Annotated in this window: 21 protein-coding genes, 1 tRNA gene and 1 riboswitch; of the genes, 12 read left to right on the forward strand and 10 right to left on the reverse strand. The window is 55.9% G+C overall.

All coding sequences use genetic code 11. The features are described 5' to 3' along the window. Positions 1 to 15: 15 nt before the first annotated feature. A riboswitch (SAM riboswitch) is annotated at positions 16 to 95 on the reverse strand. A 56-nt stretch (positions 96 to 151) separates the two neighbouring features. Beyond that, positions 152 to 225: transfer RNA gene (locus GbCGDNIH6_RS00450), tRNA-Gly, on the forward strand. 383 nt (positions 226 to 608) lie between these two features. Here the strand turns inward: GbCGDNIH6_RS00450 and GbCGDNIH6_RS12740 are convergent. After that, positions 609 to 968 (reverse strand): type 1 glutamine amidotransferase domain-containing protein, encoded by a 360-nt coding sequence (locus GbCGDNIH6_RS12740; protein ID WP_332455400.1) that lies wholly within the window; start codon positions 966 to 968, stop codon positions 609 to 611. A 132-nt stretch (positions 969 to 1,100) separates the two neighbouring features. Between GbCGDNIH6_RS12740 and GbCGDNIH6_RS12535 the strand changes: the two genes are divergently transcribed. Then, complete coding sequence (locus GbCGDNIH6_RS12535; RefSeq protein ID WP_198355843.1) at positions 1,101 to 1,262, forward strand: hypothetical protein; 162 nt, start codon at positions 1,101 to 1,103, stop codon at positions 1,260 to 1,262. Between the two features lie 95 nt (positions 1,263 to 1,357). Here the strand turns inward: GbCGDNIH6_RS12535 and GbCGDNIH6_RS00460 are convergent, their stop codons facing one another. Beyond that, positions 1,358 to 1,873 (reverse strand): ferritin-like domain-containing protein, encoded by a 516-nt coding sequence (locus tag GbCGDNIH6_RS00460; protein ID WP_072562462.1) that lies wholly within the window; start codon positions 1,871 to 1,873, stop codon positions 1,358 to 1,360. Positions 1,874 to 2,272: 399 nt separating this feature from the next. Between GbCGDNIH6_RS00460 and GbCGDNIH6_RS00465 the strand changes: the two genes are divergently transcribed. After that, positions 2,273 to 2,575, forward strand: a complete 303-nt coding sequence (locus GbCGDNIH6_RS00465) for a DUF6496 domain-containing protein (RefSeq protein WP_072562463.1) — start codon at positions 2,273 to 2,275, stop codon at positions 2,573 to 2,575. A 357-nt stretch (positions 2,576 to 2,932) separates the two neighbouring features. Here GbCGDNIH6_RS00465 and GbCGDNIH6_RS00470 read toward each other — a convergent pair whose 3' ends face one another. The 3 genes from GbCGDNIH6_RS00470 to GbCGDNIH6_RS12695 form a co-directional block, all read right to left on the reverse strand. Next, positions 2,933 to 3,343, reverse strand: a complete 411-nt coding sequence (locus GbCGDNIH6_RS00470) for a con-10 family general stress protein (RefSeq protein WP_081369890.1) — start codon at positions 3,341 to 3,343, stop codon at positions 2,933 to 2,935. Between the two features lie 516 nt (positions 3,344 to 3,859). Then, complete coding sequence (locus tag GbCGDNIH6_RS12615) at positions 3,860 to 4,240, reverse strand: DUF6328 family protein (RefSeq protein ID WP_232449866.1); 381 nt, start codon at positions 4,238 to 4,240, stop codon at positions 3,860 to 3,862. Continuing rightward, positions 4,176 to 4,490 (reverse strand): DUF6328 family protein, encoded by a 315-nt coding sequence (locus tag GbCGDNIH6_RS12695; RefSeq protein ID WP_332455413.1) that lies wholly within the window; start codon positions 4,488 to 4,490, stop codon positions 4,176 to 4,178. Before GbCGDNIH6_RS12695 ends, GbCGDNIH6_RS12615 begins: the two co-directional genes overlap by 65 nt. Before the next feature lie 257 nt (positions 4,491 to 4,747). Here GbCGDNIH6_RS12695 and GbCGDNIH6_RS00480 point away from each other — a divergent pair, with 257 nt between their 5' ends. Then, on the forward strand, positions 4,748 to 5,482 hold the full coding sequence (locus GbCGDNIH6_RS00480) for a YciE/YciF ferroxidase family protein (protein WP_232449867.1): 735 nt from the start codon (positions 4,748 to 4,750) through the stop codon (positions 5,480 to 5,482). Positions 5,483 to 6,075: 593 nt separating this feature from the next. Here GbCGDNIH6_RS00480 and GbCGDNIH6_RS00485 read toward each other — a convergent pair. From GbCGDNIH6_RS00485 to GbCGDNIH6_RS00505, 5 genes are all read right to left on the reverse strand, one after another. Beyond that, positions 6,076 to 6,933: an SDR family oxidoreductase gene (locus GbCGDNIH6_RS00485; protein ID WP_072564195.1), complete on the reverse strand. Its 858-nt coding sequence runs from the start codon at positions 6,931 to 6,933 to the stop codon at positions 6,076 to 6,078. Between the two features lie 355 nt (positions 6,934 to 7,288). Next, positions 7,289 to 7,861, reverse strand: a complete 573-nt coding sequence (locus GbCGDNIH6_RS00490; RefSeq protein ID WP_072562465.1) for a cob(I)yrinic acid a,c-diamide adenosyltransferase — start codon at positions 7,859 to 7,861, stop codon at positions 7,289 to 7,291. A gap of 27 nt (positions 7,862 to 7,888) precedes the next feature. Further along, positions 7,889 to 8,713 carry an energy transducer TonB gene (locus GbCGDNIH6_RS00495; protein WP_072562466.1) on the reverse strand — a complete coding sequence of 275 codons (825 nt, stop codon included), beginning with the start codon at positions 8,711 to 8,713 and terminating at the stop codon, positions 7,889 to 7,891. Positions 8,714 to 8,726: 13 nt separating this feature from the next. Beyond that, the gene (locus GbCGDNIH6_RS00500; RefSeq protein WP_072562467.1) at positions 8,727 to 9,647 is read right to left on the reverse strand and encodes a cation diffusion facilitator family transporter; all 921 of its coding nucleotides are present in this window, start codon (positions 9,645 to 9,647) and stop codon (positions 8,727 to 8,729) included. 118 nt (positions 9,648 to 9,765) lie between these two features. Then, positions 9,766 to 10,797 (reverse strand): zinc-dependent alcohol dehydrogenase family protein, encoded by a 1,032-nt coding sequence (locus tag GbCGDNIH6_RS00505; RefSeq protein WP_072562468.1) that lies wholly within the window; start codon positions 10,795 to 10,797, stop codon positions 9,766 to 9,768. 88 nt (positions 10,798 to 10,885) lie between these two features. Between GbCGDNIH6_RS00505 and GbCGDNIH6_RS00510 the strand changes: the two genes are divergently transcribed. The 8 genes from GbCGDNIH6_RS00510 to GbCGDNIH6_RS00545 all read left to right on the forward strand — a co-directional run bounded on the left by GbCGDNIH6_RS00510 (position 10,886) and on the right by GbCGDNIH6_RS00545 (position 17,807). Beyond that, positions 10,886 to 11,356, forward strand: coding sequence for a PH domain-containing protein (locus GbCGDNIH6_RS00510; RefSeq protein WP_072562469.1), 471 nt, complete (start codon positions 10,886 to 10,888; stop codon positions 11,354 to 11,356). After that, positions 11,353 to 12,033 (forward strand): RluA family pseudouridine synthase, encoded by a 681-nt coding sequence (locus tag GbCGDNIH6_RS00515; RefSeq protein WP_072562470.1) that lies wholly within the window; start codon positions 11,353 to 11,355, stop codon positions 12,031 to 12,033. The genes GbCGDNIH6_RS00510 and GbCGDNIH6_RS00515 overlap by 4 nt, the downstream gene beginning before the upstream one ends. Before the next feature lie 315 nt (positions 12,034 to 12,348). Next, complete coding sequence (gene rfbB, locus GbCGDNIH6_RS00520; protein WP_072562471.1) at positions 12,349 to 13,398, forward strand: dTDP-glucose 4,6-dehydratase; 1,050 nt, start codon at positions 12,349 to 12,351, stop codon at positions 13,396 to 13,398. Positions 13,399 to 13,401: 3 nt separating this feature from the next. Next, complete coding sequence (gene rfbA, locus GbCGDNIH6_RS00525; RefSeq protein ID WP_072562472.1) at positions 13,402 to 14,277, forward strand: glucose-1-phosphate thymidylyltransferase RfbA; 876 nt, start codon at positions 13,402 to 13,404, stop codon at positions 14,275 to 14,277. A 53-nt stretch (positions 14,278 to 14,330) separates the two neighbouring features. Then, on the forward strand, positions 14,331 to 14,897 hold the full coding sequence (gene rfbC / locus GbCGDNIH6_RS00530; protein ID WP_072562473.1) for a dTDP-4-dehydrorhamnose 3,5-epimerase: 567 nt from the start codon (positions 14,331 to 14,333) through the stop codon (positions 14,895 to 14,897). Next, positions 14,894 to 15,799 (forward strand): dTDP-4-dehydrorhamnose reductase, encoded by a 906-nt coding sequence (gene rfbD / locus GbCGDNIH6_RS00535; protein ID WP_408874814.1) that lies wholly within the window; start codon positions 14,894 to 14,896, stop codon positions 15,797 to 15,799. Before rfbC ends, rfbD begins: the two co-directional genes overlap by 4 nt. A 5-nt stretch (positions 15,800 to 15,804) precedes the next feature. Beyond that, the gene (locus GbCGDNIH6_RS00540) at positions 15,805 to 16,749 is read left to right on the forward strand and encodes a glycosyltransferase family 2 protein (protein ID WP_232449869.1); all 945 of its coding nucleotides are present in this window, start codon (positions 15,805 to 15,807) and stop codon (positions 16,747 to 16,749) included. Positions 16,750 to 16,829: 80 nt separating this feature from the next. After that, the gene (locus GbCGDNIH6_RS00545; protein WP_232449871.1) at positions 16,830 to 17,807 is read left to right on the forward strand and encodes a quinoprotein relay system zinc metallohydrolase 2; all 978 of its coding nucleotides are present in this window, start codon (positions 16,830 to 16,832) and stop codon (positions 17,805 to 17,807) included. Positions 17,808 to 17,811 lie beyond the last annotated feature (4 nt).

The raw sequence follows: 17,811 nt of genomic DNA on the forward strand, positions 1-17,811 counted from the left end.
AGCCATAGGGGTGCGAACAACGCTCCCCAGGCCTCTTTAGCGCGATTATTTAACCTCGCCGCAAGCTGGCCGGACAAATCGCGAGGGAGAGGACTTCTTAATGCCCACCGGATTGCGTCGTCAACGTCTCCGCCGTATAGGAAAGGCAGAGGCGGGTGTAGTTCAATGGTAGAACGGCAGCTTCCCAAGCTGCATACGAGGGTTCGATTCCCTTCACCCGCTCCAGAATTTCCCTGATCAATCAATAGCTTGCGTGCGCTGGGGCGGCCTTTGCCGCCACAATTTGTTCCGGTGTGCCAAAAGTGTGCCAAAGGCTGTTTCAGGGACTTGGCACGTGCTTTCCCCATGGAGCATCTCGCTTAAGAGATGTTCTGCAGGAAAAGAAGGCGATGATTGCCGAGTCTGCAAAGGCACCTTCACCGGTAACAGCCCTGCTATGCTCCCCTGCTTTTCATCAGAGGCGCTGCAATTTTATGAAAGGAGGGCCGCAACCCTCTCTGCAGTCGCTCTGGCAGAAAATGGGTTCTGACCAGTGATCAGCTGACCGTCCGTTACGATATGGGAAAGAAATGGCAATACTGCCCTTTCATAACGCGCCCCCCGCGCCTTCATTTCCGTTTCCGCGTTATAGGAAGCTTCTTGGCAAGCCCGCTGATGATCTCTTCCGTCCAGGAAAAACCTGTTATTTTCTTCTCGGCAACGAGAAGCTTGCCGTCTGTCAGCCGAGTATTCAGCAGACCGCAATAGCCATGGCAGACAGCAGATACGAGACCACCGTTTTCCCAGATTGCGCGCGTGATAGCCTGAATTCCTTCGTTCTCGGGGATATCCCACATTACTCCATGACCCCCCGTGAAATAGATCGCTGCAAAATCCCGCGGATCGATTTGCTCTGGCCGTGCAGTTGTTGACAGCAGCGCCTTATGTCCCGGGTTGGCCAGCCACGCTTTTGCGGAGGCGCCGAGCATAGGCCATCTCAGGGAAGGCGGGTCCAGCGGTACCGGGCCACCTTTGGGACTGACGAGTTGCTGTTGAAGGTCTTTGGCGCCGAATACATGCCAAGCATCCGTCAATTCCGACAACCACAATCCAGTCGGATCATGACCCGTATTACTGAAATGCCCAACATTGGTAACGACGTGCAGGACACGCTTTTGCATGACGGAGCCTCCCGTGTGTCGGTACAGCCTAAGGCCACCCGAAATACCCTGACTGTTTTCACTAATGCAGTGATAGAAGCCGTCAGGGCAATGGCCGTTTGACTATGTCGTGGCGACGGCTCAGTCGACCTCTACAACCTACCAATCGGCGGGGCCTCTTTATACTTCTGCCTTTCTAGCGATCCGCGGTAACTGTTTTATCGACCCGCTGTCTGGTCCTGTTCAAGACGAGCGATATAGAGACGGGTTGTCGGGTCAATATGACGCTCGATAAAGAGCGCCATAGACTGTTCTTCTTCAAGTGACTGATTAAGAGAAGACGTCGCCTGCGGATCTTCGCAAAGTTCTGACAAAGTGATCAATGCATGGTAAGATGCAATTTCGTAATTTTCAAAGGCAAGGTTGGCGAACGAATTCTTCAGAATTTCGTCTCCGGCAAAGGCATGCCCCAGTGCAGCCATATTGGCCATCAAGGACATGGCAGCATCCTTAATCACTGAATATGTGCTATCGTACCGAATAAGAAGCTGCTCAATGCGCTCAGCTTGACGTTGGGATTCATTGACATGTTCGACCATACGCTGTGACAAATCAGGATAGTTCTCCAAGCGGCCAATTTGCCTTTGTAAAAGTTCTATAGCTTGGTTTTCGACTGCATGTTGATTACGCAAACCTAAAATGAAAACGTCTCTGGCTTTTTCTGATGTGGGCATAAGATGCCTCCCTTCTTGAAGATCATGTAGGTGTATTTGTAAGGGGAACGTTCTCGATCAACCTGATGATGGCATTGATCAGAATAGATGTTTCGTACTGGCTAAAATGCCGTTCCAATCACGGGTTTATTGATAGCTTCGATGCCAATACGACAATTTCTATTTTGTATCATAGAAATTGCCACATATTTTGCAGCTTTTACCTAATCAACAAAAAATAAATAGCATCATCCATTTTGATCAACGATTTCCGATATCGGTAAGTTTCATCTAAGAATAATGATATTTCAGTTTGGTATAATCTTACAAAAAAGGATAATTATTTTAATTCTAAAAATATTGCCAAATTAAGAGAATTATTAATTTTTTTCCTGATAGGGACTAGGAAAAAGCATCATCATTGCAAAGCAATCGAAAGAACAGCAGGCTACGATCAGGCGCGTGATGCATGAGTGCAAGCATGGTGAACTCAAGACGCGGTCAGAGGGTGGGAAGAATGTTCAGACCCACCAGCAAGCGATCGCAATTGCATTGCATGAAGCCGGTGCAACGAACCAGGAGTCATCGCAAAAAAAACAAGGAAAAAATGAAGAAAAAAAGAAAAAGAAAGAAAATAGCAGATGGATCAAGCCAAAAAAAGAAGGCAAGCAATCACAGGACCGAATATTGAATCCCGACCATGCGCATGGTAAACGGAAATAGGATTATCCTGCACATTATCATGTGAAAACAGATTTAACGCTAACGAACAGATTATTCCATGATCACGCATCCATTGACAGACCTCTCTGCACTGCTCACACCAGAGAGGTGACTAATATCGCTGTCGCTATGACCATAATAGGGTAGTCAAATGGTGCATTATTTTTGTTGCAATGCATAAATACACCGGCTTCTATCACCTGGTATGCTACAGAAGCCGGCTGCTCGCTTGTGGGTTATGATCAGTCTGATTTTCGGCTGTTGAAAAGAGAAAGTTAAGTCTGATACCATTTCGTCCGGTCACGCTGGCGACCACAACCAGCCAGAAAGAAATCCTCTTTCTAAACTAACAATGAACTAGCTTTTTTCCTTTCCACGGTGGCTGCCATGACTGGCTTGGCCACCTTTGTGTCCGGCTTCAGAAGCAAGGTCTGGATGCTTGGAGAAAGACCGATCCTCCGATGATACGCTCTGGCCACCCTTCCGACCGGCTTCTGCAGCTAATTCATGGTCCTTAGAGAAGGATCGGTCTTCGGGTGCCACATTCTGACCGCCTTTTCGTCCAGCCTCTGCTGCCAATTCATGGTCCTTGGAGAAAGAACGGTCTTCTGGAGCTACATTTTGGCCCCCCTTACGACCAGCTTCAGCGGCCAGTTCGTGGTTTTTGGAAAAGGGTCGATTTTCTGGGGCGACGCTGCGCCCGCCTTTTGATGCAATATCCTGTTGTTTTTTTTCGCTCATGGCACTGAAGCCGCGATTTTGCGCCATCGTTTCCTCCTGTCGAGAATGGTAGAGAGCGTTCCACCATGATTCTTCAGAATCAATGGCACGCCAATAGAAAAAGCCCCGCATGCTTTATGGTTTCCAAGTAAAATATCTACAAAGAGGTGAATTTATTTATTATACTTGGGCTTTGGCTTGGCAATGGAGGAAAAATACTTATATTTGCCAGACATTTTATTCATTAATCATTATAGAGAATGGCAGCTTAGGAGAAAAATATAATATGATATTTTTTAATAGACTCGGGTCAGAACAGGGCATGTAGTCGCGCACTCCTCCATGAGAAGAGCCATATTCCCCGGTGGGGAAACTGCCTAATGGGCCACAATTAAAACGGGTATCAGATTTCTCTGGCATCGAAGGCCGCCTTTAAGATAAGGCCAGCCATGCCCGATGGAGTGAAGCAGCTATGCGGATCAATGCTTGCTGCATACGCGTGGTAGCCAACGCCAGAGGGTGGCCGAAGGGCTCAGCGAGTCAGATGTTTTTGAGATCGCCGCATTACCATTGGCCGCCGAACCCCAGCTCCAACAGAAGGCAGACGAGGCAGGTGGCGGTGATGATGGCGACGCGCGGCCTCACGTTACGTGCGATCACGACATAGCTGTCGCCCATTAGATCCAAAGCCAGGGGAACAAGTGCCGTGGCGATGACTGTTCCACCAATGCGCAGGAAGTGGATATTGTCCCCGCCCACCCAGACAATACGGCGCAGTGCAGCCGGTATGATCAGCAGAATGATAGTCAGCGTCACGCCCAACAAGGCACCGCCATGCACCAAACGCGACGCGGTGTGCAGTGTTTCAAACGCAGAGGTTTTAAATGGCAGCAACGCCGAGGCGGTCAATTGCCTGACCACCCAGTGGAAATATTGGTTTATCATGGCTATACGCCGCGAAACGGTGATAGCTGGAGAGTGTGATCAGAAGGCCAATGGCCAGCACCATTAACACTAGCGCTACGACCGCCATGGCATGGGCCTGTAGTGACAGGCTGGCAAACTGATCTTGAAAGACAGCCTGAAACTGGAAGCCAAGCGGAATCTGTGCCCACAGGCTCGGGTTTCGTCCCGCGTCGTTTTGACCCCATCCTGCATGGCTCTTGCGTCCGGTTTGGGTGCTGTATCGCGCCAGATACGTCCCTTATCGTTTCATGCAGAGCCTGTGCTAGCCATTTAATTATGGCTTTTTCCCTGCCAATATTTGTGTGCAGGGTTCATGCGTCTGAATAGGTCTTGCTCATGGTCCAGATTCCTTTGCAGTGGTTTTTGCTACAATTGACCTGGAAATCAAAGAAAGCAGTCGATCCATATCATCGCCGGATAGAAGATGTGCGCAATATAAAAATATTCCAAAAATTAAGATTAATTTTGTAAAATAATGGAAGATGTATGAAGGAAATGATGGCTGCCACAAATAAGATAGTTACGCAGACAACATTTTTTCTGCTTGTGTTTCATGGAAGGGAAACTAAAGGGTTGCCGGCACGCAACTTCGCTTGGACGGTGTTGTTAGGAGTGGGGGCCCTGTATCGATCGGATGGGAAAACAGCGGCGATACGGGCAGAATTGGGCCCGAGTTACGATTTAAATCGAAAAAGCGAAATGGAGAAAATCATGCCGACAAAGGAAAAGACTTTGTCTGACGCGTTTTATGAAACGCTGAAAGATATCTATTTTGCTGAAAAGCAAATTGTAAAGGCGCTGAAAAAATCTGAGCAAGTAGCGCAGGAACCAGAGTTGCGGAATGCCTTTGAGACACATCGAAGTGAGTCGATGCAGCAAATAGAGCGTCTCAACCAGATCTTCGAGCTGATAGGTAAGTCCCCACGCTCCAAAACTTGTGAAGCAATGCAAGGAATTCTTGCCGAGATGGAAGAGGATTTGGAAGAATTTGGTGGATCAGATTCGTCTGATGCAGTGTTGATTGGCACTGCTCAGGCGATTGAGCATTATGAAATTACCCGATATGGCACTCTAAAAACATGGGCAGCTAATCTTGGGCTTTCTGAAGCAGAAGAATTGTTAGATGAGACTTTGCAAGAAGAAAAGAGAACTGACGCTCTGCTGACTGAAATTGCCACTAAGCTTAGCAATCAGCGGGCCAATTCTCATTCAACGAAATAACATGTGAAGAAGGAAAACAACTGGCGCTGTAGAAAAACTTCTAATGCTCAGCTTGACAGCGCCAGTTTGATAGAAAAATCCAACGACTTAGTAAGAGAATAAAGAGAAGATAAAAATTATCATCATAAGAAAATATGATTTTGGCATGTAGCTTACGGGATGATCTTTTCGTCGACTCCGATGCCTAAAAATTTCCATAATGTTTTTGACATGGGAAATCTAAAATTCAGATCCAATAGGCTTCATTACGTTGTGCTACAGCCTTCATACAAGGCTTGAAACAGACCATGAGGCAAAGACTGGCTTGTGTTCTGCCCTTCATCACGGAAGTCAAGGGGCTGGTAAATGGCCCCATCCGGTCTTACCCAACATAAAATTCTTTTGAGAGGGGAAGCATTGTACACGCAAAATTATATACACCAGGATGATACGATCCTACACTGTTAGAATTACCACATTTTCGGCCTTCCTTTGCATGACCGGATTGGTAACGCTTTCACAGCACATGTTCTTTTTGCCCTGCTATACAAATGCTTCCCTGATTTATTTATCTGCTACAGGAAGTATGTGGCTGACGGAGAAGCTTTGCTGATTTACAGCATGGGTCTACCTCCAGTGACGGGAATAATGGCAGCGGTAATGTAACTTGCTTCATCAGATGCCAACAGAACATAAGGTGGAGCGACTTCTGCCGGCTGTCCGGCTCGACCCATCGGTGTGTTCTGGCCGAATGTTCGCACGGTTTCGGGCGGCATTGTCGAGGGGATCAGTGGCGTCCAGATGGGTCCTGGGGCTACGGCATTTACACGGATACCCTGCGGTGCAAGAAGTTCTCCAAGTCCAGCCGTGAAATTTGCGATAGCACCCTTGGTCGTCGCATATGCCAGTAGATGAGCTGATGGGGAATCCGCATTGATCGAAGTCGTGTTGATGATGGAAGCGCCCTGTTTCATATGCGGTACAGCGGCCTGGGAGAGGAAGAACATGCTGTAAATATTAGTGCGGAACGTAGTATCCCACTCAGCCTCGTCAATATCGTCGAGTTTTTCGATGCTTTTCTGATGGGCAGCGTTGTTGACGAGAATATCAATGCCGCCAAACTCATCCACTGTCCGCTGAATCAGCATAAGACAATGCTGCCTGTCCGCTACGTCGCCTGACAGCAGAATGGCTTTGCGCCCCGCCTGTTCCACCCATGATGCTGTCTCTTGCGCATCTTCATGCTCGTTATAATAGGCAATCGCAACGTCAGCCCCTTCGCGTGCGAAGGCGATTGCGACTGCTCGACCAATTCCGGAATCGCCTCCAGTAATCAAGGCTTTTTTTCCGTTCAGTCGTCCCGAACCTTTATAGGTGGTTTCACCGTGGTCGGGCTTTGGCCGCATGGCATCAGTCCGGCCAGGCGGTTCTTGTGTTTGTACAGAAAAGGTTTCTGCGGTTTTTCCGGTCATCGGTCTCTCCATGCTGGTGAGAATGCGTCCGGCCATGCAATTGCGTATAAATGGGCCGGTACTACGTTGCCGTGAGTCACCCGTGATGGATGGCATGCGACAGGCCGTTACCCTCTACGCGACAATGTCAGGATAGTTTCGTTGAATGAAGCCTTTCCTGCTAATTCCTTCTGAACATTGCTTGTTCAGAACAAATCTTCCGTATGATCAGCGGATCCTACGCTGGTTTCGATATCAGTATAGATTGGTGCAAGCATCGATACTGCGGGGGTTATTCAATCCACTGACCCGCCGGGCATGACCAGAACCATAAGATCGGCCCTGCTGATCTTTCCAAAACAGGCTGATCGTCTGGTCAGCCTGTTTTCTGTGGTCGGCCGCCCGGCTGCCACAGGATATCAGTACCCGCGTTCAGGCGACGCGCCAAAATAAAAAGAAGATCGGACAGACGGTTGAGATAGCGGATGATTTCTCCATCCACGGTCTCGGTTCTGGTGAGGCTCATGACCCGCCGTTCAGCCCGTCTGGCGACCGTGCGGGCGAGATGAGCATGAGCTGCCCCTTCGGTGCCGCCCGGCAGGATAAAACTGCGAAGAGGAGGCAGGCTCTGGTTCCAGTCCGTGGACCATGTGTCCAGCCTGGCGACTGCATCTTCCCCTATGCCTCGTGCGGGGGATGCGTTGTTCTGGGGGGAAGGAAAACATAGCACGGCACCAAGGTCGAACAGGTCGTTCTGAATAGCGTGCAGGATGATGCGCTCTGCCTCCGGCACATGCAGCGTCAGCACGCCCAGCACGGCGTTGAGTTCATCGACCGCTCCAAGAGCCTCAATTCTGGCTGCATCTTTGGGCAGGCGGCTGCCATCGGCGAGGGAGGTCATGCCGCTATCACCGCCGCGTGTCGTGACACGGTCTATTCTGATGCTCATGGTCGTTCTCCCCTGTTTATACAGGTTTCAATGCGTCACGAAATTGACGGAAAAAGGGAAAATTGCCGAGACAGGGTGACCATCCTGCATGGCAGGGTGGAACCGCCATTTTTTCAGGGCCTGTAAGGTTGCCACATCCAGCATCGCGTAGCCGGAGCTGGAGATGATCTCAACCTCTCCAACCGAGCCATCCGGTTGAATGTGGATGATGGTATCGACCGTGCCATGCTCTCCCCTCAGCGCGGCTTCCCGTGGATAGGCCGGGGGTTTGTTGTGGAACTTTGCATCCGGTTTGGCGGGAATGACTGGCCCGGTTACGATTCCGGTGCCGCTATCGGGATCACCCAACCGGACTTCCGTGCTGCCGAGATCGGTTTGTTCCCATGACGGCGATGAAGACGAAGATGAAGACGGGGCAGGCGTTGCGGAGGGAGGGGCGCTGGCGGTTTTCTCCGGCTGTTTCGGCGCATCCTTGGGGGAAGGGGCCTGCACGGCGGCAGGAGGTGCTGGAACATCCCCGGCCATATCAGTCTGCGGCATTGCCACAGGGGGAGGTGGTGAAGGCGGCGGAGCCGTGGGAGTCGTTTTATCTGATGGCTGTTGAGACGGGGGCTGCGGAGCACCCCCAGCCTTCTGCGCGGCATCGCCGACGCTGGGCGTGTCCTGCACCACCATTTCAATCTGGGCCTGTGAAGGGGGCGTTTTCGGTGACGGTGGGGCCAGCCATCCGGCAGGAAGCCATTCCGGTGCTGTCAGGGCCGCGAGCAACAGCAGATGCAGCAGCAGCCCGGCCAGCAGCGCCCAGCCAAACCCCGTCCTAAAGGACGATGGCGCCCCCGTCCTAAAGGACAATGAGGCCCCCGTCCTAAAGGACGAGGATGCCGTTATGCTTTGCCTTGCTGTCAGGTTCGACATGAATCGTGGTGACCAGATGCGCGATTTCCGCCTGGAGTGCGGCCTCCACCTTGTCGCATATGGTGTGCGCCTCGGAAACCGTCATATCGCCTGGCACGACGAGGTGGAACTGGAGGAATGTCCGCTGTCCCGAGCGTCTTGTGCGCAGGTCATGGGCTTCCAGCGCGCCTTCCGCATGCAGGCTGACCACGGATCGGATGCGCTCCAGCACATCCGGGGTGGGGGCCTCGTCCATCAGCCCTCCGACTGATTCCCTGATCAGCCGAAAGCCGGACCAAAGAATGTAGACGGCCACCAGGCCGGCCAGCAGTGGATCGAGAATCGGTTGCCCCACCAGCCACGCCCCCAGCAAGCCGGCCACCACCCCGGAGGAGGAGACCACGTCGTTCAGCAGATGGGAGGCATCGGCCTTCAGCGAAGGGGAATGGGTGCGCCGTGCCGTTTTCATCAGCCTCCAGCCCCACAGGCCGTTGAGCATGGTGGCGACGCCGTTCAGGGCTATGCCGGAAAGAGGAGCATCCAGCAGAATCCGGGGTTGCTGAATCGCGTGCCAGACTTCCTGAAAAATGGCCATGGCGGCGACCAGAATCAGAGCCCCTTCCCCGACAGCAGCAAAAAATTCGATCTTGCCGTGACCATAAGGATGGTTGTCGTCGGCCGGGCGCTGCGCATAGACCAGCGCCGCGAATGCCATCAGGGAGGCGGCGACATTAACGATGCTTTCCATAGCATCGGAAAACAACGCGGTGCTGTTTGTCATGCGCCAGGCGAGCAGCTTCAGACCCAGGACGACAATGCCGATCACGATGGTGCCAGAGGCGACCATTTTCGTCCGGCGGCTTGAAGTCTCGTTATGCGCCGCCTGATCCATCAGCTGCTTCCCCTGGTCCTTGGGCAGCGCCTTAGCAGACGCCTCAGTTCTGTATCAACGATCGCAGACAGGTGGCGGGTGCAACCTTGACGCAGGGGGAGGGCGTGACCGGCGGCGGCTACTCATCCAGGCGGATGACGACCTTACCCAGATGGGTGGCGCTTTCCAGATGGCGATAGGCTGCCACTGCCTCGGCAAAAGGAAAGACGCGGTCAATCACTGGCTTGATCCGGTGTTGGCTGATGGCGATGTTCATCGCCTCGAACATTGCGCGGGAGCCGACATAGATGCCGCGCAGGGTCTGGGACCGGGCCATCAGAGGCATAGGGTTGATCTCGTTCTGACCGCTGAGTACGCCAATCAGATGGATCTGGCCGCCCAGCCGCGCGGCGCGGATGGATTGCCACAGTGTGCCGGCGCCGCCGACTTCCACAACGTGATCGACGCCAAGACCTCCGGTCAGGGCAGTTGCAGCCTTATGCCAGTCGGGCCGGCTGCGGTAATTAATGCCTTCATCGGCCCCCAGAGCCTGGGCGCGTGACAGCTTTTTGTCAGAGGAGGAGGTGGTAATCACGCGCGCACCCGCTGCCTTGGCGAACTGGATCGCAAAGATGGAGACACCCCCGGTGCCCTGTGTCAGCACTGTCTGGCCTGGTTGAACAGGTGTGCTGCCGAACAGGGCGTGCCATGCTGTTACAGCGGCACAGGGCAGACAGGCTGCTTCTTCCCAGGAGAGATGGTCCGGGATGCGCACTAGCCCATCCTGTTCGAACACCGCATATTCCGTCAGCACGCCGTGAATGGCGCCCCCGAGTGCGCTGGCCCCGTCCCGTTCGGTGATCGGGCCATCATGCCAGCTCTGGAAAAAGCAGGGGGCTACCCGGTCGCCGGGCTGAAAGCGGGTGACATCCTCCCCGGTTTCAATGACCTCGCCTGCCCCGTCGGAGAGGGGGATCAGATCAGGTGGTACCGGACTGAGGGGATACTGTCCGCGTGCGACCAGAAGATCACGATAGTTCAGGGAGGCCGCCCTCAGCCGTACCAGCACTTGTCCTCGGCGAGGTTTCGGTTCCGGGGCCTCGGTCGTGTAAAGACTGTCAAATCCCTGAGGGACGATTCCGTGCGGGCCGGGCAGGCGGTATAGCTTCATAAGAGCTCTCCGATTCTCGTGGTGACATGCAGGGGTTGCCCGGGGGCAGCAGGATGGCGATCAGGCAGTATGGCAGGCGGGCCGGATAATGGCGACTTATGTCAGGTCAATTCTGCAGGATGACGAATATGTGCTGTTCGTTACTCGCTTGCACTGGGTGATCTATGCGCGGGCCATGGTTTGTATCATGGCGGCTCCGCTTCTGTCGGGAACCCTGGCCGGAGCAGTAGAGAGTCAGGGTATGCGTACGCTCGCGCTAGGGGGCGGATTGGTTCTTATGGCACTCGGCCTATATGCCGCGCTGAAGGCGTGGTGGAGGCGGTACGGGACAGAAATCGTGGTGACGGATCGCCGTGTGATCCACAAACAGGGCGTGCTGGTGCGTCGGACCGTGGATATGAATGCTGTCAGAATTGAATCCGTGGATGTGGAGCAAGGGCTGGTGGGCCGTTGGCTGGGCTATGGCGATGTGACGTTACGCGGCACCGGTGGCGGTATGGAGACTATTCGCCGTGTCGCGAGGCCGCTCGATCTGCGTAACGCGGCGCTGGCGGAATGACACCCCGGGATTTGCTCCGGGCGGGGCCGGATATTCTCTATCAGGACCAGCATTTTGTGGTGCTTAATAAACCGGCCGGGCTGCCCGCGCATGCCGGTCCTGCGGGAGGCCCAAGTGTGGAGGACTGGTTTCCCCTGCTTTCCCGCCGCAAGGAGGGGCCATGGCTGGCGCATCGGCTGGATACGGATACCAGTGGCTGCCTGATCATCGCGCTGCGCAAAACGCCGCTGCTGGAGGCGCAGGCCATGTTCGCGAAGGGGCAGGCCGGCAAACGCTACTGGGCGGTGGTGCGGGGGGCGCCTCCGGCAGCGGAGGGCCGGATCGACCGCAAGCTGAGCCGTCGTAGCGAGAGCGGAGAAGCCGGCCGCGGGCGCTGGCGTATGGTGGAGGATGCACAGGGGCAGTCAGCCTCCACATCATGGCGTGTCATGGAGCAGCAGCATGGTCTTAGCTGGCTGGAACTGTCGCCCTTGACCGGACGGACGCATCAGCTGCGTGTCCATTGCGCCCTGCTTGGCTGCCCGATTCTGGGCGATCCTGTTTACGGTGACGGCAAGAATGCACCGCTTTGTCTGCTGGCATGCGAAATTCGCCTGCCCCTGGACCCGGTCATGATAGTGCGGGCACCTGTGCCAGCGCATATGCAGCGGTACGGATTCAGCTTCCCATCCCCATAAGACAGTATTGTACAATACAGGGAATGGCTTCTTGCTTTAATATGAATATAATTTTTAATAATATCCGTATTGTTCGGAGCATTCTGTAATTTTTAAATCTGATGTCTGATGTAAATTTTCAGAACCGAAGTATACCAGAATTAAAAATCCCTGTCAGACTTTTAAATCATTCGTTGAATAGCAGCCATAAATTTGAAACTGTCAGCACTGTCCGCGTCCAGACCATGAAAAAATTCAAAAGCTCGCTTGCCGGGGATCGTCAGGGCTGCAATGACTAGAACCGTTTGAATAAGACTTTTCAGGAGTGCGGGCTTCATGCGGATTCTGGTTACGGGTGGATGCGGCTTTATTGGCTCGGCCGTCATACGGCATCTGATCCGTGATACCGCTCACAGCGTGGTGAACGTCGACAAAATGACGTATGCCGCCTCCGAAGATGCGCTGGAGGAGGCTCTGACCGATCCTCGCCATACGCTGGTGAAGGCCGATATCTGTGATGCAGCGGCCATTGCGCAGGTGTTTGCCACCCATCGCCCGGATGCGGTGATGCATCTGGCGGCGGAATCCCATGTTGACCGCTCCATCGACGGCCCGGCCCAGTTCGTGCAGACCAATGTGGTCGGTACCCTCGTCATGCTGGAAGCTGCCCGCGAACATTGGGCGAAACACCGCCCTGAAGGGGGCGGTCGCTTCCATCATATCTCCACCGATGAAGTGTTCGGAGCGCTGGAAAATGGCGATCCTCCGTTCACCGAAACGACTTCCTATGATCCGCGCAGCCCGTATTCGGCGAGCAAGGCGGGGTCGGACCATCTGGTCCGTGCATGGCAGCACACGTACGCAATGCCGACTTTCGTTTCCAACACCACCAATAATTACGGCCCATGGCAGTTCCCGGAAAAGTTGATCCCGCTGGTGACGCTCAATGCGTTGGAAGGGAAGGAGCTGCCGGTGTATGGCGACGGCTCCAACCAGCGTGACTGGCTCTATGTTGATGACCACGCCGAGGCCTTGGTGCGGACGCTGGAGCGGGGTGAGCCGGGTGGCACATACGCCATCGGTGCCCGTCAGCCACGCAGTAATCTCGAGGTCGTGCGCACCATCTGTGCCGTGCTGGACGAACTTGTCCCTGACGCGGGTGGAAAGCGTGAACGCCTGATCCGGTTCGTGACCGACCGGCCCGGCCATGATTTCCGTTATGAGATAGACCCATCCCGCGCGGAGGCCGCGCTGGACTGGAAAGCACCCCATGATTTCGAAAAAGGTATCCGCCGTACCGTGCAATGGTATCTGGATCATCGCGCGTGGTGGGAAGGGATTCGCAGTGGCCGCTATGCCGGCCAGCGTCTGGGAACAGCGAGCTGAGTCATGAAAAAAGGCATCATTCTCGCCGGTGGCTCCGGTACACGCCTGCACCCGATGACCCTGGCTGCCAGCAAGCAATTGCTACCGGTTTATGATAAGCCGATGATCTATTATCCGCTGTCCACGCTGATGCTGGCGGGGATACGCGATATACTGATCATCTCCACCCCGGAGGATCTACCGCAATTCCAGCGCCTGCTGGGCACGGGGGAGCGGTTCGGAGTCAAGTTCAACTATGCCGTGCAGCCCAAGCCTGAAGGGCTGGCGCAGGCATTCCTGATTGGGCGGGATTGGCTGGAAGGTCAGGCCTGTGCGCTGGCGCTCGGCGACAATCTCATTTTCGCCGATCACCTATCGGTCATGCTGCGCGCCGCCGCCAGCCGTCCGGAAGGGGCGACTGTATTCGCCTATCGTGTGCGAGATCCGGAACGCTACGGTGTCGTGTCGTTCGATGATGCCGGGCGGGCACTGGAAATCGTGGAAAAACCGGCGGCCCCTCAATCAAACTGGGCGGTGACTGGTTTGTATTTCTATGATGAAAAAGTGTCGGAATACGCGGCGGCGGTGAAACCCTCCCCCCGCGGAGAACTGGAAATCACCGATATCAATCGGATGTATCTCGAAAGCCATACGCTGCATGTGGAGCGCCTGGGCCGTGGTTGTGCGTGGCTTGATGCCGGAACATGTGACTCCCTGCTGCATGCCGCGACCTTCGTGCAGACCATTCAGGATCGGCAGGGTCTGCTGGTGGGCTGTCCGGAAGAGGTTGCCTTCCGGATGGGCTTTATCGATGCGGATCAGCTGAAGGCGCAGGCGCGTCTGCTTGCGAAAACCGAGCTGGGCCGCCTGCTGGCCGAGCTGGTCGAAGGGGCGCAGTAAGCGCTTTTTCTGTCTGTTGATTCTCTGGATGACCGACATAATTCAGGTGTGCGATGAAATTCGAACGGCTGGCTATCCCTGAGGTGATTTTGGTGACGCCGGACCGGTTCGGCGATAATCGGGGATTTTTCTCCGAGACCTATCAGCATCGCAAATACGCTGAAGGCGGGATCGCCGGAACTTTTGTTCAGGACAATCACAGCCTGTCTGCCCAGCGTGGCACTATTCGTGGCCTGCATTGTCAGGTGGCGCCGAATGTGCAGGGCAAGCTGGTCCGCTGCGTGCGGGGAGCGATCTGGGATGTCGCTGTGGATGCGCGCACTGGCTCCCCGACTTACGGCCAGTGGGTGGCGGCGGAGCTATCGGCGGAGAACTGGCAGCAGCTCTGGGTTCCCGGCGGCTTTCTGCATGCATTCTGCACGCTCCAGCCGGATACGGAAGTCATTTACAAGGTCACCGGCGATTACGATAAATCCGCCGAGCGCGGCGTGATCTGGAACGATGCGGAACTGAACCTGCCCTGGCCCGTTGCGCCCGAAGAGGTTGTGACATCCGAGAAAGATCTCCAGTTGCCGCCTTTCTCGGCGGCAAAAGGCTGGTTCACCTACGGGGAGCAGTGAGCATGAGCGGCCCTATTCTGGTGACGGGTGGCAGCGGTCAGGTCGCCCTTGCGCTTGAGGAAGCCGCGAAGGCACGAGATGTTTCTGTCCGACGGGTAGGGCGGCCGGAATTCGATTTCGACCGTCCAGACTCGATTGAAACCGTGTTTCGTGAGGTATCACCTTCCTTGGTGGTCAATGCGGCCGCCTATACGACGGTCGATGCGGCCGAGAGTGATGTCGCGGCGGCGGAGCGTGCCAATCGCGACGGTCCCGCCCGGCTGGCCGAGCTATGCGCGGTGGCGGGGATTCCGCTGATTCACATCTCCACTGATTACGTGTTCGACGGCAGCAAAGGTGCGCCGTATGTGGAGACCGATCCAACCAACCCGACCGGTGTCTATGGCCGGACCAAGCTGGCGGGGGAGGATGCGGTGCTGGCCACCTGCCGTCAGGCCATCGTGCTGCGTACCGCGTGGGTCGTGTCCCATACCGGCAAGAATTTCGTGAAAACAATGCTGAATGCCGCCCGCAAGACCGACACATTGCGGGTGGTAGCCGATCAGCAGGGCAATCCCACCAGCGCCGCCGATCTGGCGGAAGCCATTCTCGACATCGCGAAAAAGCTGGAAAAAGGCTGGAACGACACCTATTTCGGCCCGACCCATGCGGCTGGAACCGGTGCCACCACCTGGCATGGTCTGGCGGAAGCGGTGTTCGAACAGGCGGCGAAGCATGGTGCTCCCCGGCCTGCCGTGCATCCTATCAAGACGTCTGACTGGCCGACCCCGGCCCGTCGCCCGGCTGATTCCCGGCTGGACTGCACGCGGCTGGAAACGGTGTTCGGGGTGCGCATGCCGGACTGGCAGGGCAGCATCGCACTTATCGTTGATCAACTCAGCACGGAAGGCGCGCCGGGCTGACCGGATTGAGCACGGCCGAACCGCCTGTCGCCATTTTGCTGGCGACCTATCAGGGTGCCCGCTACCTGCCGGAGCAGCTGGATAGTCTGCTGGAGCAGACTTATCAGAACTGGGTGCTGTTCTGGCGGGATGACGGTTCCACCGATGCGACCATTGCCGTGATGGACGCATTTGCGGCAAAGGCCGGGCCGGAGCGGTGCCGCCATGCCGGAGGTCCATCCGGATTGGGGGCATGCGGCAGCTTCATGTGGTTGCTGTGCCATGCCCATGCGGCGATGCCGGAGGCCCTGCTGGCCTTTTGCGATCAGGACGATGTCTGGCTGCCCCAGAAGCTGGCACGCGCCATAGCGCGGATACAGATGCTTGATCCCCATATGGCCGGTCTGTATTGCGCACGGCAGAGGCTGGTGGATGGTGATCTGAAGCTTCTCTCTGTTTCTCCCCCCTTTGATCCGGGGCTGGAGCAAACCCTGTCATTGCCGCGGGCACTGGCGCAGAATGTCGTGACCGGATGCACGGCGGTGCTGACCCCTGCATTGGGCTCGCTGATGCTGGTCAGGCCTCCGCCGGAAGATGGCATGCATGACTGGTGGGCCTTCATTCTCACGGCCGGTTGTGGCGGTGTGCTCATGACCGATGACAAGGCCGTCATGCTTTACCGGCAGCATCAGGATAATACGGTGGGGGCCCCTTCCTCGACGCTGGTACGGGCTATTGCAGCGTTGCGTCGTGGACCGCGGCGTTTCATGACCCTGTTCCGGCAGCATCTGGCCGTGCTGGCAGAGATGGAAACCTGCCTTACTCCTTCCGCCCGCAACGATCTGGCGCGGATGCGGCATGCCATGCTGGGCGGCCCGATCTCCCGGGTCCGCGGGTGGTTTATCCCCGGACTGCGTCGCCATGGCCTGGCCGAGACCTGGCTGTTCCGCTTGTGGTTTCTGCTCGGCTGACGGGGGTCGTGGCGCACTCTTGACGATGTCACGACGGGTCGCACCTAATCTCCGGGTGCTTGATGGAGCAGGAAAAGACGATGACAGGCCCGGCCCGTGTGCAGTCAGTCTCGTTCGGGCGGCGTGCCGTGCTGGGTGCGGGCGCCGGTCTGGGATTTTGTCTTTGTTGCCTGCGCCCGACCCGCGCCGCAGCGCCTGACTGGGTTTTTCAGGAGGCTGCGCCGGGCATTTTCGTCCGCCATGGCGTGGATGAGGACGCGACCGCCGAGAATCAGGATGCCATCGCCAATATCGGCTTCGTAATCGGCCAGCATTCGGTCGCGGTGATCGATCCGGGCGGCTGTCTTGAGGACGGGCGGCGTCTGCGGGCGGCCATTCGCTCGCGGACCAGCCTTCCGGTCAGCCATGTGATCATCACCCATGTCCATCCTGACCATGGCTTCGGGGCAGGGGCTTTTCTGGACGACCATCCGGTGATTGTCGGCCATGCCAGACTGGCGGCAGCCCTTGCGGCTCGGGGCACGTTCTATCGCGACAAGCTGGATGAGATTCTCGGCCAGGGTCGGGCAGGGCCGGTGGTGATGCCGACCATGCCGGTCCGGGACACAGCGGAGATTGATCTGGGCAATCGCGTGCTGGCGCTGACGGCGCATCCGAAGGCGCATACGGATGCCGATCTGTCGGTGCTGGACCGCTCTACCGGTACGTTGTTTACCGGAGACCTGCTGTTTGTCCGCCGTGTTCCGGCGCTGGATGGCAGTCTCAAGGGCTGGCTTGGCGTTTTGAAGACGTTACCGGCGATCCACCCGGCACGGATGGTGCCGGGTCATGGCCCGGTGGATGCGGCCTCCCTGACTGGATGGAGCGCCGGGGTGGAAGCCTTGCGGCTGTATCTGGACACGCTGCTGACGGAAACCCGCAAAGCTATTGCTGATAATGTCCCGATCGGTCAGGCCGCGCATCAGGTAGCGGTCGGGCAGAAGGACCGCTGGACGCTGTTTGCGGATTATAATGGCCGCAATGTCGAGGAGGCCTATCACGAACTTGAATGGGAATAAGGGC

It is taken from the genome of Granulibacter bethesdensis (assembly GCF_001889525.1).
GTDB classification, from domain to species: Bacteria; Pseudomonadota; Alphaproteobacteria; order Acetobacterales; family Acetobacteraceae; genus Granulibacter; species Granulibacter bethesdensis_C.

Bases quoted from the DNA above. Each gene is read 5' to 3' on its own strand.
- GbCGDNIH6_RS00490 (WP_072562465.1), bottom strand. From the start codon at position 7,861: ATGAGCATCAGAATAGACCGTGTCACGACACGCGGCGGTGATAGCGGC.
- GbCGDNIH6_RS00470 (WP_081369890.1), bottom strand. From the start codon at position 3,343: ATGGCGCAAAATCGCGGCTTCAGTGCCATGAGCGAAAAAAAACAACAG.
- GbCGDNIH6_RS12615 (WP_232449866.1), bottom strand. From the start codon at position 4,240: ATGATAAACCAATATTTCCACTGGGTGGTCAGGCAATTGACCGCCTCG.
- GbCGDNIH6_RS00505 (WP_072562468.1), bottom strand. From the start codon at position 10,797: ATGAAGCTATACCGCCTGCCCGGCCCGCACGGAATCGTCCCTCAGGGA.
- rfbA (WP_072562472.1), top strand. From the start codon at position 13,402: ATGAAAAAAGGCATCATTCTCGCCGGTGGCTCCGGTACACGCCTGCAC.
- GbCGDNIH6_RS00485 (WP_072564195.1), bottom strand. From the start codon at position 6,933: ATGACCGGAAAAACCGCAGAAACCTTTTCTGTACAAACACAAGAACCG.
- GbCGDNIH6_RS00500 (WP_072562467.1), bottom strand. From the start codon at position 9,647: ATGGATCAGGCGGCGCATAACGAGACTTCAAGCCGCCGGACGAAAATG.
- GbCGDNIH6_RS00460 (WP_072562462.1), bottom strand. From the start codon at position 1,873: ATGCCCACATCAGAAAAAGCCAGAGACGTTTTCATTTTAGGTTTGCGT.
- GbCGDNIH6_RS00515 (WP_072562470.1), top strand. From the start codon at position 11,353: ATGACACCCCGGGATTTGCTCCGGGCGGGGCCGGATATTCTCTATCAG.
- GbCGDNIH6_RS00545 (WP_232449871.1), top strand. From the start codon at position 16,830: ATGACAGGCCCGGCCCGTGTGCAGTCAGTCTCGTTCGGGCGGCGTGCC.
- rfbC (WP_072562473.1), top strand. From the start codon at position 14,331: ATGAAATTCGAACGGCTGGCTATCCCTGAGGTGATTTTGGTGACGCCG.
- GbCGDNIH6_RS12740 (WP_332455400.1), bottom strand. From the start codon at position 968: ATGCTCGGCGCCTCCGCAAAAGCGTGGCTGGCCAACCCGGGACATAAG.
- GbCGDNIH6_RS00510 (WP_072562469.1), top strand. From the start codon at position 10,886: ATGGCGACTTATGTCAGGTCAATTCTGCAGGATGACGAATATGTGCTG.
- rfbB (WP_072562471.1), top strand. From the start codon at position 12,349: ATGCGGATTCTGGTTACGGGTGGATGCGGCTTTATTGGCTCGGCCGTC.
- GbCGDNIH6_RS12535 (WP_198355843.1), top strand. From the start codon at position 1,101: ATGACCCGTATTACTGAAATGCCCAACATTGGTAACGACGTGCAGGAC.
- GbCGDNIH6_RS00480 (WP_232449867.1), top strand. From the start codon at position 4,748: ATGAAGGAAATGATGGCTGCCACAAATAAGATAGTTACGCAGACAACA.